This window comes from Pantoea sp. SOD02, from assembly GCF_024707505.1.
Taxonomy (GTDB): Bacteria; Pseudomonadota; Gammaproteobacteria; order Enterobacterales; family Enterobacteriaceae; genus Pantoea; species Pantoea symbiotica.
The window spans coordinates 4138884-4154507 of sequence record NZ_CP102604.1 but is presented as its reverse complement, the minus strand read 5'-3'; the positions used below and the strand labels follow the sequence as shown (position 1 = coordinate 4154507).

Here is a 15624-nt window from a genome sequence, read left to right as displayed (position 1 = left end):
GCTGAACCAACGACATCTGCGCCACTCGGCGCATGCCTTTTATTTGTGGGTAAAACTGCTGTGGCGACGCATTGACGATGACAACATGACGACGCAGGCGGGTAATCTCGCCTACGTTTCATTGCTGGCATTGGTGCCGCTGATTGCCGTGGTGTTCGCGCTGTTTGCTGCTTTTCCGATGTTCTCGGATATCAGCGTGCAGTTGAAGAACTTCATCTTTACCAACTTCATCCCGGCAACGGGTGACGTCATTCAGCGTTATCTCGACCAGTTCGTCGCTAACGTCAATAAGATGACGGCGATCGGTATTGTGGGGTTGATCGTCACCGCGCTGCTGCTGATGCATTCGGTGGATAGCGCATTGAACGCCATCTGGCGCAGCGATAAGCCGCGTCCGATGGTCTATTCCTTTGCCGTTTACTGGATGATCTTAACGCTCGGGCCACTGCTGGCCGGCGCAAGCTTAGCGCTCAGCTCCTATCTGTTGTCGCTGCGCTGGTTGAGTGTGACAGGCGTAACCAGTCTGGTTGATCAGCTGCTCCGTATTTTCCCGCTGTGTCTCTCCATCCTCGCTTTCTGGCTGCTATACAGCATTGTGCCGACGCGGCGCGTGCCCACGCGTGATGCGCTGATCGGCGCCATCGTTGCCGGATTGCTGTTCGAGCTGGGCAAAAAAGGCTTTGCGCTCTATGTTACGATGTTCCCTTCGTATCAGTTAATTTACGGCGTTCTGGCGGTCATCCCCATTCTGTTCCTTTGGGTCTATTGGTCGTGGTGTATTGTGTTGTTAGGCGCGGAAATCACCGTCACGCTGGATGACTATCGCCAGCTAAAACAGCAGGAACGCGAAAAAGAACGTGAGGAAACATGATTGCTTTGATTCAGCGCGTCAGCCGCGCCAGTGTTAGCGTTGACGACGCGACAGTGGGCGAAATTGGCAATGGGTTATTGGTGCTATTAGGTGTGGAAAAGGGCGACGACGAACAAAAAGCGCAGCGTCTAACCGAGCGCGTGTTGGGCTACCGCATCTTTGCGGATGAGAATGACAAAATGAATCTCAATGTGCAGCAGGCGGGTGGCAGCGTGCTGGTGGTGTCGCAATTCACTCTCGCCGCGGATACCAATAAAGGGATGCGTCCCTCTTTCTCTGGCGGCGCAGAACCGGCGGAAGCCGAGCGCCTCTATGAATACTTTAGCGATTGCTGCCGAACACAGGGCGTGACCACCGCAAACGGGCGCTTCGCCGCCAATATGCAGGTTTCGTTGGTAAACGATGGTCCGGTGACCTTCTGGTTACAGGTGTGAGGTTTTCAGCCGAGCGGCAAGGACTTAGCCACGCAAGCTCCGAACGAGAGAATCACTTTATGTATCATCTTCGCGTACCGCAAACGGCGGAAGAGCTGGATATGTATTACCAGTTCCGCTGGGAAATGTTACGAAAGCCGCTGCGTCAGCCGCAGGGTTCTGAGCGTGATGCCTGGGATGCGCTGGCGCATCATCAAATGGTGGTAGATGAGCAGGGCAAACCGGTGGCGATCGGCCGTCTTTACATCAACGCCGAGAACGAAGCGGCGATTCGCTTCCTCGCCGTGCACCCTTCCGTGCAGGGCAAAGGTCTTGGCACGCTGGTGGCGATGACGCTGGAATCGGTCGCGCGTCAGGAAGGGGCGAAACGCGTCACCTGTAGCGCACGTGAAGACGCGGTCGAATTCTTTGCCAAGCTTGGTTATGTCAATCAGGGTGAAATCACCGCGCCGCAAACCACGCCGGTGCGCCACTTCCTGATGATCAAACCGGTCGTGACGCTTGACGATATTCTGCATCGCGCCGACTGGTGCGGGCAGCTGCAACAAGCCTGGTATGAGCACATCCCGCTGAGTGAAAAAATGGGCGTGCGCATTCTGCAATACACCGGGCAGAAATTCGTTACCACCATGCCTGAAGCGGGTAACCAGAATCCTCATCACACCTTATTTGCGGGCAGCCTGTTCTCGCTCGCCACGTTAACCGGCTGGGGCTTGATTTGGCTGCTGCTGCGCGAGCGTCATCTTGGCGGCACCATTATTCTGGCGGATGCGCACATTCGCTACAGCAAACCGATCAGCGGCCGTCCGGGCGCAATTGCCGATCTCGGCTCACTCAGCGGCGATCTTGACCGTTTGGCACGTGGCCGCAAAGCGCGCGTGCAGATGGAAGTGGAGCTGTTTGGCGATGATGAGCTGGGTGCGGTATTCGAAGGCGTGTATATCGTGCTGCCCGCCGATTCTGACGGAGCGCTGGAAGAGGGCGGTTCCGGGGCCCGTATCAACTAGCATGTAAGGTCGCCATTCATGGCGACCTTGTTATTTAAACTCACTGAACCCTTACTGAACCTGCCCGCCCCGCATCGTCTGCTGCACCGACTGTGCATCGGTCGTCACCGACAACGTACCATCCACGCTTGGGCGCAGTGGCGCGCTGGCGTTCAACGAACCTTTCACCTGCAGCTGCAAATTACTGTTCCCGCTCAACTGCAGCGTTGGCCAACCCCAATTTCCCAGCACGTTTGCCGGCACAGCCTGGCCTTTCAGATTCAGCGTCAGCGGACGTTGCGCATCCTGCCCAACCGTTGCTGAACCTTCCAGTAAACCGCTGCCGTTAAAGGCGCTCAACTCCGTTACCTGAATCTGCTGGTCATTGGCATTCAGCGCAATTGATGGATGGCGCAGATCGGTGCGATTGAAGGTGGCTTCAGCTGCGTTAAAGCTCGCTTTACCGGCCCAGATTCCCCACTGATGTTGACGCGCCAGCAGCAGGTTATCCGCGCTGCCATCCAGTGACGTCATCTGGAACGGGAACGCCGGATTGATATCAATAATCAGGTTACGGTTGGCGGTGGCGCGCGTTATCAGCACGCTATCCAGCCAATCCGGTAAGGTTTGCTGCCAGCGCTCACGCCAGTTTTGCGGCAAGGTATATTCCAGCCCGGCGATCGCCAGTTCATCCAGTGTCAGACGCTTGTTGCTGCGCGACCAGTTGCCGCTGGCGCGCACCACGCCATTCACCCAACGCGAACTGAACTGCGTCAGCGCGATGCCCTGCGCCGAAAGGTCGGCATTGACGATAGGATCGTTGAGCTCAAAGCCACCGTTAATAAAATTCCCGGCGTTCATGGAGAGTGAACCGCCATCGCTTTCCCAATCATCGCCGCGCAGCGTGACATTTTTCAGGGTTAAATCGAGATCGGTCACCGCCCAATCCGGTCCTTGCAGGCGCGCATCGGTCATATCCAGACGGTTGATGCTCACTGAAGGCACATCGCGCAGCGGATTGAGGAAGTCGCTCAGGTTTTGATGGGTTTGCAGGCGGATATCGTTGAGGCGCAGTTGGTCGATCTTCCAGTTACCCTGCGCATCGCGCTCGGCGTTGCCGGTCATCGAACCACGCGCCAGATCGGCACCGATATTGCTCAGCACCAGTCGACGTTGCTTAATGCTGCCCTGCAGCAGCACGTTGTTGCCCGGCACACCATCCAGCGTCAGAGTGCCGGCGCTGATCTGGAACTGCGCGTCGCTGCCCAGCACGTCGTTAGGCAGCGGTTTCCACGGCAGAAGACCGCCGTTGACGCGCTGAGCGGTCATCGGCAACGCGCTATGTGGATTCTCAATGCGCACATTATTCAGCTGCAGGCGATTGGCTTGGATGGGCAGCGTGGTATCGGGCGCTTGATTCGCCAGATTGATTTCACCGTCGCGTATTTCGATGCTGTTGAAGTGCAGCGGATCGCTGAACTGAACCAGCGCAAGACCGAGATCAACGCGTTTCGCCACTAACACGGCGGGCTGGCCATCGTGGCCAAAGCTGAAGTCATCGAGAATGATGTGCGAAGGGGAGGAGAAGTCGTGCTCAATCTTGCTGAGAGAGAGATGCCAGGCGGTTTTATCGCTTACCCAGCGGCTAAACCAACCTGCGCCCCATTGTGTTTGCAGCAACACATACAGCACTACCAGCGCCAGCAGAATTAGCAGCAGTAAGGTAAGGAAAAACTTGCCTAAAAATTTCATCGCACTCATCCATCCCGATATTTATCCGGTGAGTGGTTGTTATGCCTGAATTACCGTTACAGCTCAACAGCCTGGATGTAAATGCGGATAAATATCAGGCAGGCCGAAGCCTGCCGTCTGGATTACTTTTCTTGCGGGAAGATCAGGTTCAGCACGATGGCGGTAATACCACCGGCCGCAATGCCAGATGAAAGCAGGGTTTTCAGCCAGTCCGGGGCAAATTGCAGAATCAGTGGCTGCTGAGAAACGCCCAAACCTACCGCCAGCGACAGCGCGATAATCATGATGGCACGACGATTCAGCGGCTCGCGTGAAACAATGCGCACGCCAGATGCGGCTATGGTACCGAACATCACAATGGTCGCGCCGCCCAGTACCGGTTCTGGAATGTGCTGCACAAAACCGCTCACGGCCGGGAACAGGCCGAGCACGATCAGCATCAGCGCCACGACAAACCCCACATAGCGGCTGGCAACGCCGGTAAGTTGAATCACGCCGTTGTTCTGGCCAAAACAGGAGTTCGGGAAGGTATTGAACAGCGCCGAGACAAAGGAGTTAAGCCCGTTTGCCAACACGCCGCCTTTCAGACGCTTCATATACAGCGGGCCACTCACCGGCTGCTCGGAAACATCAGAGGTCGCGGTGATGTCGCCGATGGTTTCCAGCGAGGTCACCATAAACACCAACATCAGCGGGATCAGCAGATTCCAGTCAAAGCCCAGGCCGTAATAGAGTGGCGATGGCACGGCAATCAGCGGCTGATCGGCTGGCGTGCTGGTGGCGGGCAGCATATCCAGTGCCCAGGCCAGCGCATAACCTACCGCCATCGCGATAACCAGCGAAGCCACGCGCAGATAAGCATTACGCTGACGATTAAGCAGGATAATCACCACCAATACCGAAGCCGCCAGCAATAAGTTTTTCGGGGCACCGAACGTGTGATCGCTCATCGCAGCAAAGCCGCCGCCGATAGAGGTCAAACCGACCTGAATCAGTGACAGGCCAATAATCATCACCACAATGCCGGAAACCAGCGGCGTAATGATGCGGCGCGCCAGGTGCAACACGCGTGAAAGCACCATTTCGGTACAAGACGCTACCATCAGCGTGCCAAACAGCGCCGCCATCATGGTCGGCACATCGACGCCGCCATTTTTCAGCGCCATGCCGCCCATGATCAGCGGCGTGACGAAGTTAAAGCTGGTGCCCTGAATCGACAACAGTCCGGAACCCACCGGTCCCCAAGTTTTGATTTGCAGAATCGATGCCACGCCCGAAGCAAACAGCGACATGCTGATGATGTGCTGCGTATCCTGCGCCGGTAAACCCAGCGCCTGGCAAATTAATAGCGCGGGCGTAATCACCGCGACAAACATCGCCAGCAAATGCTGACAGGCAGCAAACAAGGTTTGCGGTAACGGTGGACGGTCTTCGAGGCGATAAATCAGTTCACTTTTCGGGCTTGCAGCGCTGGCAGGCTGGCGAGTTTCAGCGGTGTTGACGGACATGGTGGACGTTCTCAATTACAACAAAGGGGCGATTTTAAACGGTTGCGTTGTGAAAGCAATCGTTTGCAATGCCCCTTTTTACTTCCGTTGATCTAGAGCGTAAACACCGTGCGGCAGCGGCTATCATCTTCCTGCCACGCCAGCGCAACATCGCTCAGCGGGCGCATCTGGAAGGCGATGGAAAAATCGCTCTCGGCGGCGGCCGTCAGCATTTCACCGATGCAGGCAATCAACTCTTTATCCGACACGCTGCCGAGGCCGCTGCCCATTAATGTCAGCCCGGACGAGCGCAGCAGTTTGCTGTGCAGGGTAATTTCCTGCCCGCTCAACGAACCGATTTGCACAAAGCGCACCGTTTTCTCACCGCCTGCCACGGCGGCCTGCATGATATCAAGCGCGCTCTGGCCCCAAAGATAATCCAGCACCACATCAATGCCTTCTTTCATCAATGCCGGTAATGCGCCCGGTAATTCATCCAGCGTTAAAGTAAGGTCAGCGCCCTGCGCGCGCAGTTGATCCAGCGCGATGCGATTACGGCCGGTAGCGATGATTTTTCCTGCACCCAAATGCTGCGCGATGCGCACCGCTAAACCGCCCGACGTGCCCGTTGCGCCATTGATCAGCACGGTTTCACCGGCGCGCAGCTGAGCGCGTCGGGTTAGTGCCGCCCACGATGACATGCCCGGATTCGCCAGCGCAGCGGCCAGCACCGGATCCAGTGTGGCCGGCAACGAAACGATGCTTGCGGCGGGCACTAAGGTTCTTTCTGCCATGCTGCCCCACGGCGCATTAAAGGCGAGGAAGTAAACCGGATCGCCATTGCTCAGCGTGCCGGTACCATCAATGCCGGTAATAAAGGGATAGTGCGCGGCCGCGCTGTAATGCGTACCGGCGGCGCGTGCTTTCGCTAGCTGGCTGACGGCGGCGGCTTTTACTGTCACCACCACATGGCTTTCATCAGCCTGCGGTTCAGGGAAATCACCGTAAACGGGCAGTTCACCTGCCGCAGAAACTATCGCTGCTTTCATGCTTTCACCTTCAGTAAATCGGAAACTATGTGTAATATGCACACATTAGGCTTGCCTCGGGATGACGTCAATGAAAAGTGTGCAAAATACACATAATAGTGCAGCATTTGATGATCTGCATAATGCGCTGCTGATGATTGTTGGAACCTTCAACCGTCCGCAACGTGATGAATTACTGATAAAAGAGTCGAATATCCAGCTCGATCGCGCGCTGTTTCCGCTGCTGATTCAGATCGGTCGCTTCGGCCCGATTGGCGTGGTCGAACTGGCGGAGCGTGCCGGGCGCGATTACACCACGGTGAGTCGGCAGGTGGCGAAGCTGGAGGAGTTAGGGTTGGCGCAGCGGCAGAAAAATGCCAAAGACAAACGGGTGAATGAAGCGGTGATCACGGCAGCAGGTAAAGCGATGACCGACAAGATCGATGCGGCGCGTGCGCAGATCTATCAGAACCTGTTTGCCAGCTGGCCTGATGAAGAGCGCGCCCAGCTGGCGCGTCTGCTGCAGAAGTTTGTCGGGGATTTTATGGCTATCGATAAAGCGATAACGGCGGATTAAGCGTTGCTGTAGCGCTCGGTTTCCGGCAGCCAGCGCTCAATCAGCGCCTGCGCCTGCTCTGGATAATGCTGGTGGATATGACGCGCCACGCGCTGAACTTCGGGAATCATGCCCTGATCGCGCAGCAAATCAGCCACTTTAAACTCGGCGTTGCCGGTTTGACGTGTGCCGAGCATCTCACCCGGACCGCGAATCTCCAGATCGTGCTGAGCAATCACGAAGCCGTCGTTGCTATCGCGCAACACCTGCAAACGCTTCTGCGCGGTTTTGCTGAGCGGCGCTTTGTACAACAACACGCAGTGCGAGGCGACTGCACCACGGCCCACGCGGCCGCGCAGCTGATGCAGCTGGGCCAAACCGAGACGTTCCGGGTTTTCGATAATCATCAGGCTGGCATTCGGCACATCCACGCCCACTTCGATAACCGTGGTGGCGATCAGCAGCTGGATTTCATTGGCTTTGAACGCCGCCATAACCGCCTGTTTTTCGGCGGGCTTCATGCGGCCGTGTACCAGACCAACCTGCAAATCGGGCAGCGCCACTTTAAGCTCTTCCCAGGTTGCTTCCGCCGCCTGCGCTTCCAGCACTTCCGACTCTTCAATCAGCGTACACACCCAATAAGCCTGACGCCCTTCGTGACAGGCGCTTTGCACGCGCGTGATGATCTCACTGCGGCGGCTGTCGGGAATCGCCACCGTGGTGACCGGCGTACGGCCTGGCGGTAATTCGTCGATGGTGGAGGTATCAAGATCGGCGTAAGCGGTCATTGCCAACGTGCGCGGAATCGGCGTGGCGGTCATGATCAGCTGATGCGGATGGAAGCCTTGTTCCTCGCCTTTTTCCCACAATGCTAAGCGCTGATGTACGCCAAAGCGGTGCTGTTCGTCGATGATCACCAGCGCCATGCCGTTGAATTTTACCTGCTCCTGGAACAGCGCATGGGTGCCAACCACCATCGCGACCTGGCCGCTGGCGATGGCTTCCTGCTGAGCTTCACGCGCTTTGCCTTTCTGCTTGCCCGCCAGCCAGCCCACTTCGATTCCCAGCGGAGCAAACCACTGGCGGAAATTGTTGGCATGCTGCTCGGCCAGCAGTTCAGTCGGCGCCATCAGCGCCACCTGTTTGCCGTGCGCGATGACGTTCAGTGCCGCCAGAGCGGCCACCAGCGTTTTACCGGAGCCGACATCGCCCTGCACCAAACGCATCATCGGAAAATCGTTGGCCAGATCTTTTTCGATTTCTGCCACCACACGATTTTGCGCACCGGTTGGCGAGAAGGGCAGCGCCGCCAGCAGCTGATCAACCAGCTCGTGGCGCGCCGTCATCGGCAACGCATGATGGCGCTGCGCACCGGCGCGTACCGCCAGCATGCTGAGGTTATGTGCCAGCAGCTCTTCCAGAATTAAACGTTTTTGTGCCGGATGGCGGCCGGTTTCCAGCTCGCTCAGACGCAAATCCGGCGGCGGACGATGCAGCGTGCGCAGTGCATCCGGCAGGCTAATCAGCCCGCCGCTCAGTTCAGAGGGCAGCAGCTCGGCAATCGGGCAACTCTCCAGCAGCGTCAATGCCTGATCGGTGAGATTGCGCAGTGTCGCCTGGCGAATGCCTTCGGTAGTGGGATAGACCGGCGTAAGGGTTTCCTGCAGCTCAACGCCGCCTTGTTCGCCCTGCACGCGATACTCGGGATGAATGATTTCAGCACCGCGCTGACCGCGTTTAATCTCGCCATAGGCGGTAACGCGACGGCCCGGCGACAGGCTGTTTTTCATCCCGGCATTGAAATTGAAGAAGCGCATGGTCAGCATGCCGCTGCCATCGCTGATCTGGCACACCAACATGCGGCGGCGACCAAAAGTGATTTCGCTGCTCAGCACTTCACCTTCCACCGTGGCATAAACGCCCGGCAGCAGGTCATTGATTTTATACAGTTGGGTACGGTCTTCGTAGCGCAGTGGCAGATGCAGCAGTAAATCCTGAATGGTAAACAGGCCAAGTTTGGCCAGCTTGCCCGCCTGACTGGCGCCGACGCCGGTCAGGGTACTGAGCGGGATGGCATCCAGCAGACGGCCTTTCATTTTCTACCTGTCGATTGCATGGTGGCCCACCAATCGGCATCGGCTTCCACTTCGCCCTGGCCATTGATGTACGGATAAGGCAGATTTTTTTGTTTGGCGACGCGCGCCAGCACCGGATAACCGCCTTCAAACAGCAAACGCTGTTGCTCATCTTTATCCAGCAGGCTGTAGGTGCGTTGATACATGCCGGCATTCTGTCGCTGACGTTGTGCTTCATACAGAATCAGCGCGGAAGCCACTGAGACATTGAGCGACTGCACCATGCCGACCATCGGCACAATGATGTCCTGATCGGCCAGCGCCAGCGCTTCAGCAGTAATTCCGGTTTTTTCCTGACCCATCAGAATACAGGTCGGTTTGGTGTAATCGATCTCGCGAAAATCTACCGCTTTGGCCGACAGATTGGTCGCCAGCACCTGCATGCCTTCATCTTTCAGATGACGCACCGCATCTGCAATATGCTGATGCGTTTTAACTTTCACCCAACTGTTACTGCCCGCCGAAGCAGCAACCATGGTGCGCATTCGCACGCTTGGCCAGACCGCGTGCACTTCATGAATACCCACCGCATCGGCGGTACGAATCACCGCCGAGACATTATGTGGTTTATGCACCTGTTCCATGCAGACGGTGAGATCGTGCTGGCGCAGGGCCAGCATCTCCTGAATTCGGGCAAAACGTTGAGCGTTCATCGACTAGTTACGGTTACGGTGAACTTTGATCACGTCCGGCATTACGCGGATTTTGCGCATAATATTCGCCAGATGGACGCGATCGTTCGCGGTGAGGCGGATAAAGGCGCTATACACGCGACCATCACGCTCTTCGGTATTCAGGCTCTGAATATTGGAACCGGCGGTGTTGATTGCCGCAGTCAGATTCGCCAGTGCGCCCTGATGATTGAACATGTCGACTTTAATCTCAGCGACAAATTCCTGATCGGTCACTTTATCCCATTCAACCGGCATGAACTTTTCAGGTTCTTTTTGGTAGCCGCGAATGTTACGGCAGGATTCGTGATGCACCACCAAACCTTTGCCGGGACTGACGTGCGCCACAATCGGATCGCCAGGAATTGGACGGCAGCATTTGGCGAAGGTAATCAGCACGCCATCCGCGCCTTTAATCGGCAGCTTTTTGCGTTTGCTGTTGCTTTGCGGCTCTTCACTGCCCGACTGCAGCAAGTTCTTCGCCACCACCACGCTCATGGCGTTGCCTAAGCCGATTTCTGCCAACAAATCATCAATGGCCGTCAGCTTCATGCGCTCAAGTTCGTGCTGAATGTTCTCAACCGGAATCTCTGCCAGCTTCTTGCTGCCGCCGAGCGCGTGGCTCAAAAGACGACGGCCAAGGTTGACGGAGTCTTCACGCTTGAGGTTTTTCAGCAGCTGACGGATTTTGGCGCGCGCTTTCGAGCTGACGACAAAATTGAGCCAGGCAGCGTTCGGGCGAGCGCCCGGCGCGGTAATGATTTCAATGGTTTGACCGCTGGTCAGCGATTGTGACAGCGGGTAAGGCTGGCGATCGACGCGTGCACCGACGCAGGCATGACCGATATCGGTATGCACTGCATAGGCGAAATCGACTGGCGTGGCGCCAGCCGGCAATTCGACAATGCGGCCTTCTGGCGTGAACACGTAGATCTCGTCCGGGAAGAGATCGGATTTCACGCTTTCGATAAATTCAAATGAGCTACCGGCGCTTTGTTGCAGCTCCAGCAGGCTTTGTAGCCAGCGTTGAGCACGAATCTGCGCGGTGGTGCCGCTGACTTCGCCGCTCTCTTTATACGCCCAGTGTGCTGCCACACCCATTTCTGCCATCTGATCCATATCTTCGGTACGGATCTGCACTTCAACCGGCACGCCGTGCGGGCCAATCATTGAGGTATGCAGCGATTGATAGCCGTTGGCCTTGGGAATGGCGATGTAATCTTTCACGCGTCCGGGACGCGGTTTGTACAAGCTGTGCATCTGTCCGAGCACGCGATAGCAGGTATCCAGATCTTTCACGATGACGCGGAAAGCATAGATATCCATGATCGAGTGGAAACGCTGCTCTTTCAGGTGCATTTTGCGGTAGATCGAATAGAGATGTTTTTCGCGTCCACTTACGCGGCAGGGAATGCCTGCTTCCTGTAAGCGACCGTCGATTTCAGCAAGGATCTTCTGAATCATCTCTTTACGGTTACCGCGCGCTGCTTTCACCACCTCTTTAATCACGCGGAAACGGTTCGGGTAGAGCGCTTCAAAGCCGAGCTCTTCCAGTTCTGTTTTTAGGTGATGAATACCAAGGCGGTGCGCCAGAGGACTGTAAATCTCCAGCGTTTCCAGCGCGATACGGCGTTTTTTATCCGGACGTAACGCGCCGAGCGTGCGCATGTTGTGCGTGCGGTCAGCCAGTTTGATCAAGATGACGCGGATATCCTGCACCATCGCCATGATCATTTTGCGGAAGTTTTCAGCCTGCGCTTCTTTCTTGTCGCGGAACTTCAGCTTATCGAGCTTGGATACACCTTCCACCAGTTCGGCAACGCTTTTACCAAACAGCTGTTCCATATCCTGGTAAGTGGCGGGCGTATCTTCAATCACGTCATGCAGCAGCGCCGCCATCAGCGTTTCATGGTCGAGTTTCATCTCGGCCAGAATGCAGGCGACAGCAACAGGATGGGTGATATAAGGCTCGCCGCTGGAGCGTGTTTGACCCTCGTGGGCATCACGCGCGACTAGATAAGCTTGCTTGAGGCGCTTAATTTGCTCCTCAGGCAAGTATTTTTCAATCAGTTGATTGAGGCTTTCAAACAGATACAAGGGCGACCTGCGAAGTGCTGTTAACGACGACCTTCAGCGATAGCGGTAACGGCTTGTAACTCAGCGGCTTCCTGCTCATGCTGTTCCTGACGATCACGGACATCCAGAATCTGGGTAGTGATCAGACCTTCTTCGATTTCGCGCAGGGCGATAACGGTTGGCTTATCGTTCTCTTCCGGAACCAGCGCATCTTTACCGCCTACCTGCATCTGACGTGCACGACGTGCAGCGACCAACACCAGGTCAAAACGGTTACCAACTTTCTCTACTGCGTCCTGAACGGTTACGCGTGCCATAGGTGTGCTACTCCACAGATGATGAAGAAATGACTGGGCATAATACTGAAAGTGAATTCAGACTGCCAATAGTTTGCTGATTAAAGCATCATGTCGCGATTTTTGGCGACCCATACGCAGACGTTCTGCGCGAATAATGGTTTTCAGATCTGACAGCGCCAAATCGAAATCATCATTAACAATTAAATAGTCATACTCGGCGTAGTGGCTCATTTCTGCCACAGCCTGTTGCATACGACGGGCAATCACCTCTTCGCTGTCCTGACCGCGGCCACGCAGGCGACGATCCAATTCTTCGGTAGAAGGCGGCAGCACAAAGATGCTGCGTGCGGCAGGCATTTTCTGGCGAATTTGCTGCGCACCTTGCCAGTCGATATCCAGGAATACGTCCACGCCGGTCGCCAGCACCTGCTCAATCGCCGCGCGTGACGTACCGTAATAATTGCCAAACACTTCCGCATGTTCGAGGAAGTCGTCTGTGGCAATCATGGTCTCGAATTCGGACTTAGAGACGAAAAAGTAGTGCTCACCATGAGCTTCACCGGGACGCACGCCACGGGTGGTATGAGAAATAGACACCTGCGTATCGTACAGCGGTTGTGTCTTTAACAGCGCCTGAATCAGGCTGGATTTACCCGCGCCGCTGGGGGCGGAAACTATATAAAGCGTGCCTTGAGCCATGGTTATCTTGAATTGAGTAAAGAGCGGAGTCGATTTCCTGCACAGTATACACGGCTTGGGGTGGTCACGCAGCGTTTGCCGCTTGGCTGAGGCAATTCTTTTTTCTGTGAGGCCGCGCCAGAGGCTGATGTAGCAGGCTGCAACAGCGAATTAATCTCTGGAATCTGCTTCCAGCGCGCGATTTTCATGGCTGGTAAATGGCTGCGCTGCGCTCTCAAATAGCGAAAAAGGAGAGCGAAGATGAAAGGATGTCTGAGTTTAATATGCTGCTTATTCAGCATCGGTTGCTGGGCCGAAGCGCTCTGCCCGAACTGGTCGCCGGTGCGTGCGGGGCAGGAAATCGCACAACTGCAAACCCAGCTACGACAATGGGATGACGCGTACTACCGGCAGGGCACCAATCTGGTGACCGATGCCGATTACGACAGTTTGCAACAGCGATTACAGCAGTGGCAGCGCTGTTTCACCCCGGCGCAAGCCACCTACGATGCACAACTCACCACCGATGGCAGCACGCATCATCCGGTGGCGCATACCGGCGTGCGCAAACTGCGCGACAAGCTGGCTGTGGCGTACTGGATGCAGGATAAATCTGCGCTATGGCTGCAGCCGAAAGTCGATGGCGTTGCCGTCACCTTGGTGTATCGGCAAGGCCAGCTAGTGTCATTGATCAGCCGCGGCGATGGTTTGCGTGGCGAAGAGTGGCTGGCCAAATCCGCACATATTCCCGCCATTCCGCAGCGGCTGGATACTTTGCGTGAGGAAGTGGTGCTGCAAGGTGAGCTGTTTCTGCAAATGACCGATCATCAACAGGCGCGAGACGGCGGTAAGAACGCACGTGCTCAGGTGGCGGGGGCGATGATGCGTCACGACAATAGCCCGCTGCTTGCGCGACTTGGCATCTTTATCTGGGCGTGGCCGGATGGGCCTAATTCGATGCCCGATCGTCTGGCGCAACTCACACAATGGGGATTTGGACTGGCGCAGAGCTGGAGCCGTCAGGTGAGTAATGAAGAGGAAGTCGCGGTGTGGCGCGATCGCTGGTTCCATGAATCATTGCCGTTTGTCACCGATGGTGTGGTGATCCATCAATCACCGCTCAGCGCAGGGCGCGACTGGCAGCCTGGTCAGGGCAGTTGGTCAGCGGCATGGAAATATCAACCGGCGGAAGTCAGCAGTGAAGTGCTGTCAGTGGATTTCAATGTGGGGCGCACGGGCAAGATCGCCGTGGTGCTGAATCTAATACCGGTGCAACTGGAGGACAAAACGGTACGCCGGGTAAACATTGGTTCACTGCGACGCTGGCGTGAATTGGATGTGATCGCGGGTGATGAGGTGACGCTCACACTGGCGGGATTAGGCATTCCGCGACTGGAGCGAGTGATTTGGCGCGTGGCGCAGCGCGATTATCCTGCGTCGCCACTGGATGGCGAATTCAACGGCTTAACCTGTTTGCACTTTAGCGCCGATTGCCGGGCGCAGTTTTTGTCTCGCCTTAGCTGGCTAAGCCAGAAATCGGTACTCGATATTGCGGGCGTACAGCGCAGCAGCTGGCAGCGCCTGCTGGATAGCGGTGCTATCACTCATCTCTTTTCCTGGCTGACGCTGACGCCGGAGCAGATTGCGCAGGCTAATGGCATCACGGCAGTTCGTGCGCAACTTATCTGGCACCGCTTTAACCTGACGCGGCAGCAGCCGCTGCGGCGCTGGGTGAGTGCGCTTGGCTTGCCGTTGCCGCGCGCAGCGTTACAGGCTTTACCGGATGTGCAGTGGTCGCAGTTGCTGACGCGAAAGGCGGAAAGCTGGCAGCAGTTGCCCGTCATCGGAAGCGTGCTGGCGCAGCGGATTGTGATGATGCTGCAGGATGCGCACCTGCAACAGTTGATTCACTTTCTACAGCAGCAGGAGATTCCTGCCACTGACTCAATGTTCAGGATGGGGATAGTTGAAGATCGGCAAGCCGAGGCGGAAACGCAGCGCCAGTAAGCGGGCGAAGAAGCCGAACAGTAGCGTGATGATCACCACCGCTTCATGCGCCAGCGGCGTTTTCAGCAGCAGGATGTACATCCAACCTGAGGCGAAAGCGATCCCGGCATACAGCTCTTTCTGGAACACCAGCGGAATGCGGTTGCAGAACATATCGCGCAGCACGCCGCCAAACACGCCTGTGATCACGGCGGCGATGGCGGCAATGATGGAGGCGTGTCCGCTATCCAGCGCGACCTGGGCACCAATAATCGAGAACACCACCAAACCCAGCGCATCCAGCACCAGAAACACTTTGCGCAGGTGCGTCATCAGCGGCGCAACAAAGGTGGTCACCACCGCCGCCGCAGCAACGATCATGATGTATTCCGGGTTCTTAACCCAGCTGAGCGGATAGTGGCCCAGCAGAATGTCACGCACCGACCCGCCGCCAATGGCGGTGACCGAGGCGATGATAATCACGCCAAACAGGTCCATTTTACGACGTCCTGCCGCCAACGCGCCGGTCATGGCTTCGGCTGTAATACCAATAATATAGAGAACGGTTAATAACATAGAGCACTCCAATAAATTGGCGGCAAGGCTAAAGATTTCCCAGAGTGTAGACCACTGAGATTTTCTAAATACAGCGCTATCGGATTAGG

General features: G+C 56.2%; 14 protein-coding genes. 5 read left to right on the top strand and 9 right to left on the bottom strand.

Annotation, left to right across the window (positions count from 1 at the left end):
• The first annotated feature begins 1 nt into the window (after position 1).
• The 3 genes from NR302_RS19345 to fabY are packed head-to-tail and all read left to right on the top strand — an operon-like array spanning position 2 to position 2312.
• A complete protein-coding gene (locus tag NR302_RS19345) occupies positions 2–871 on the top strand; it encodes a virulence factor BrkB family protein (protein ID WP_154183215.1) in 870 nt (289 codons plus the stop codon).
• On the top strand, positions 868–1305 hold the full coding sequence (gene dtd / locus NR302_RS19340; protein ID WP_007885252.1) for a D-aminoacyl-tRNA deacylase: 438 nt from the start codon (positions 868–870) through the stop codon (positions 1303–1305). The genes NR302_RS19345 and dtd overlap by 4 nt, the downstream gene beginning before the upstream one ends.
• A gap of 59 nt (positions 1306–1364) precedes the next feature.
• Positions 1365–2312 (top strand): fatty acid biosynthesis protein FabY, encoded by a 948-nt coding sequence (gene fabY / locus NR302_RS19335; protein ID WP_008109787.1) that lies wholly within the window; start codon positions 1365–1367, stop codon positions 2310–2312.
• A gap of 51 nt (positions 2313–2363) precedes the next feature.
• Here the strand turns inward: fabY and NR302_RS19330 are convergent, their stop codons facing one another.
• From NR302_RS19330 to NR302_RS19320, 3 genes are all read right to left on the bottom strand, one after another.
• A complete protein-coding gene (locus NR302_RS19330; RefSeq protein ID WP_258144213.1) occupies positions 2364–4043 on the bottom strand; it encodes an AsmA family protein in 1680 nt (559 codons plus the stop codon).
• Between the two features lie 122 nt (positions 4044–4165).
• Positions 4166–5551, bottom strand: a complete 1386-nt coding sequence (locus tag NR302_RS19325; RefSeq protein WP_008109781.1) for an NCS2 family protein — start codon at positions 5549–5551, stop codon at positions 4166–4168.
• Between the two features lie 92 nt (positions 5552–5643).
• The gene (locus tag NR302_RS19320) at positions 5644–6579 is read right to left on the bottom strand and encodes a zinc-binding alcohol dehydrogenase family protein (RefSeq protein ID WP_258144212.1); all 936 of its coding nucleotides are present in this window, start codon (positions 6577–6579) and stop codon (positions 5644–5646) included.
• A 70-nt stretch (positions 6580–6649) separates the two neighbouring features.
• On the opposite strand from NR302_RS19320, the gene NR302_RS19315 reads away from it, so the two are divergent.
• Positions 6650–7135, top strand: a complete 486-nt coding sequence (locus NR302_RS19315) for a MarR family winged helix-turn-helix transcriptional regulator (protein WP_258144211.1) — start codon at positions 6650–6652, stop codon at positions 7133–7135.
• Here the strand turns inward: NR302_RS19315 and recG are convergent.
• Genes recG through gmk form a run of 5 tightly spaced genes read right to left on the bottom strand, consistent with a single transcriptional unit; the run spans position 7132 to position 12994 of the window.
• On the bottom strand, positions 7132–9210 hold the full coding sequence (gene recG, locus NR302_RS19310) for an ATP-dependent DNA helicase RecG (RefSeq protein WP_179453161.1): 2079 nt from the start codon (positions 9208–9210) through the stop codon (positions 7132–7134). The two genes, NR302_RS19315 and recG, sit on opposite strands and share 4 nt — an antisense overlap.
• Positions 9207–9902: a tRNA (guanosine(18)-2'-O)-methyltransferase TrmH gene (gene trmH / locus NR302_RS19305; RefSeq protein ID WP_258144210.1), complete on the bottom strand. Its 696-nt coding sequence runs from the start codon at positions 9900–9902 to the stop codon at positions 9207–9209. Before trmH ends, recG begins: the two co-directional genes overlap by 4 nt.
• A gap of 3 nt (positions 9903–9905) precedes the next feature.
• Positions 9906–12017, bottom strand: a complete 2112-nt coding sequence (gene spoT, locus NR302_RS19300; RefSeq protein ID WP_061720533.1) for a bifunctional GTP diphosphokinase/guanosine-3',5'-bis pyrophosphate 3'-pyrophosphohydrolase — start codon at positions 12015–12017, stop codon at positions 9906–9908.
• A gap of 20 nt (positions 12018–12037) precedes the next feature.
• Positions 12038–12313 carry a DNA-directed RNA polymerase subunit omega gene (gene rpoZ / locus NR302_RS19295; RefSeq protein ID WP_007885265.1) on the bottom strand — a complete coding sequence of 92 codons (276 nt, stop codon included), beginning with the start codon at positions 12311–12313 and terminating at the stop codon, positions 12038–12040.
• A 57-nt stretch (positions 12314–12370) separates the two neighbouring features.
• The gene (gmk, locus tag NR302_RS19290; RefSeq protein WP_008109768.1) at positions 12371–12994 is read right to left on the bottom strand and encodes a guanylate kinase; all 624 of its coding nucleotides are present in this window, start codon (positions 12992–12994) and stop codon (positions 12371–12373) included.
• 240 nt (positions 12995–13234) lie between these two features.
• Here gmk and ligB point away from each other — a divergent pair, with 240 nt between their 5' ends.
• Positions 13235–14980: an NAD-dependent DNA ligase LigB gene (gene ligB / locus NR302_RS19285; protein ID WP_258144209.1), complete on the top strand. Its 1746-nt coding sequence runs from the start codon at positions 13235–13237 to the stop codon at positions 14978–14980.
• On the opposite strand, the gene NR302_RS19280 is transcribed toward ligB, so the two are convergent.
• Positions 14918–15535, bottom strand: coding sequence for a trimeric intracellular cation channel family protein (locus tag NR302_RS19280; RefSeq protein WP_008109765.1), 618 nt, complete (start codon positions 15533–15535; stop codon positions 14918–14920). The two genes, ligB and NR302_RS19280, sit on opposite strands and share 63 nt — an antisense overlap.
• Positions 15536–15624 lie beyond the last annotated feature (89 nt).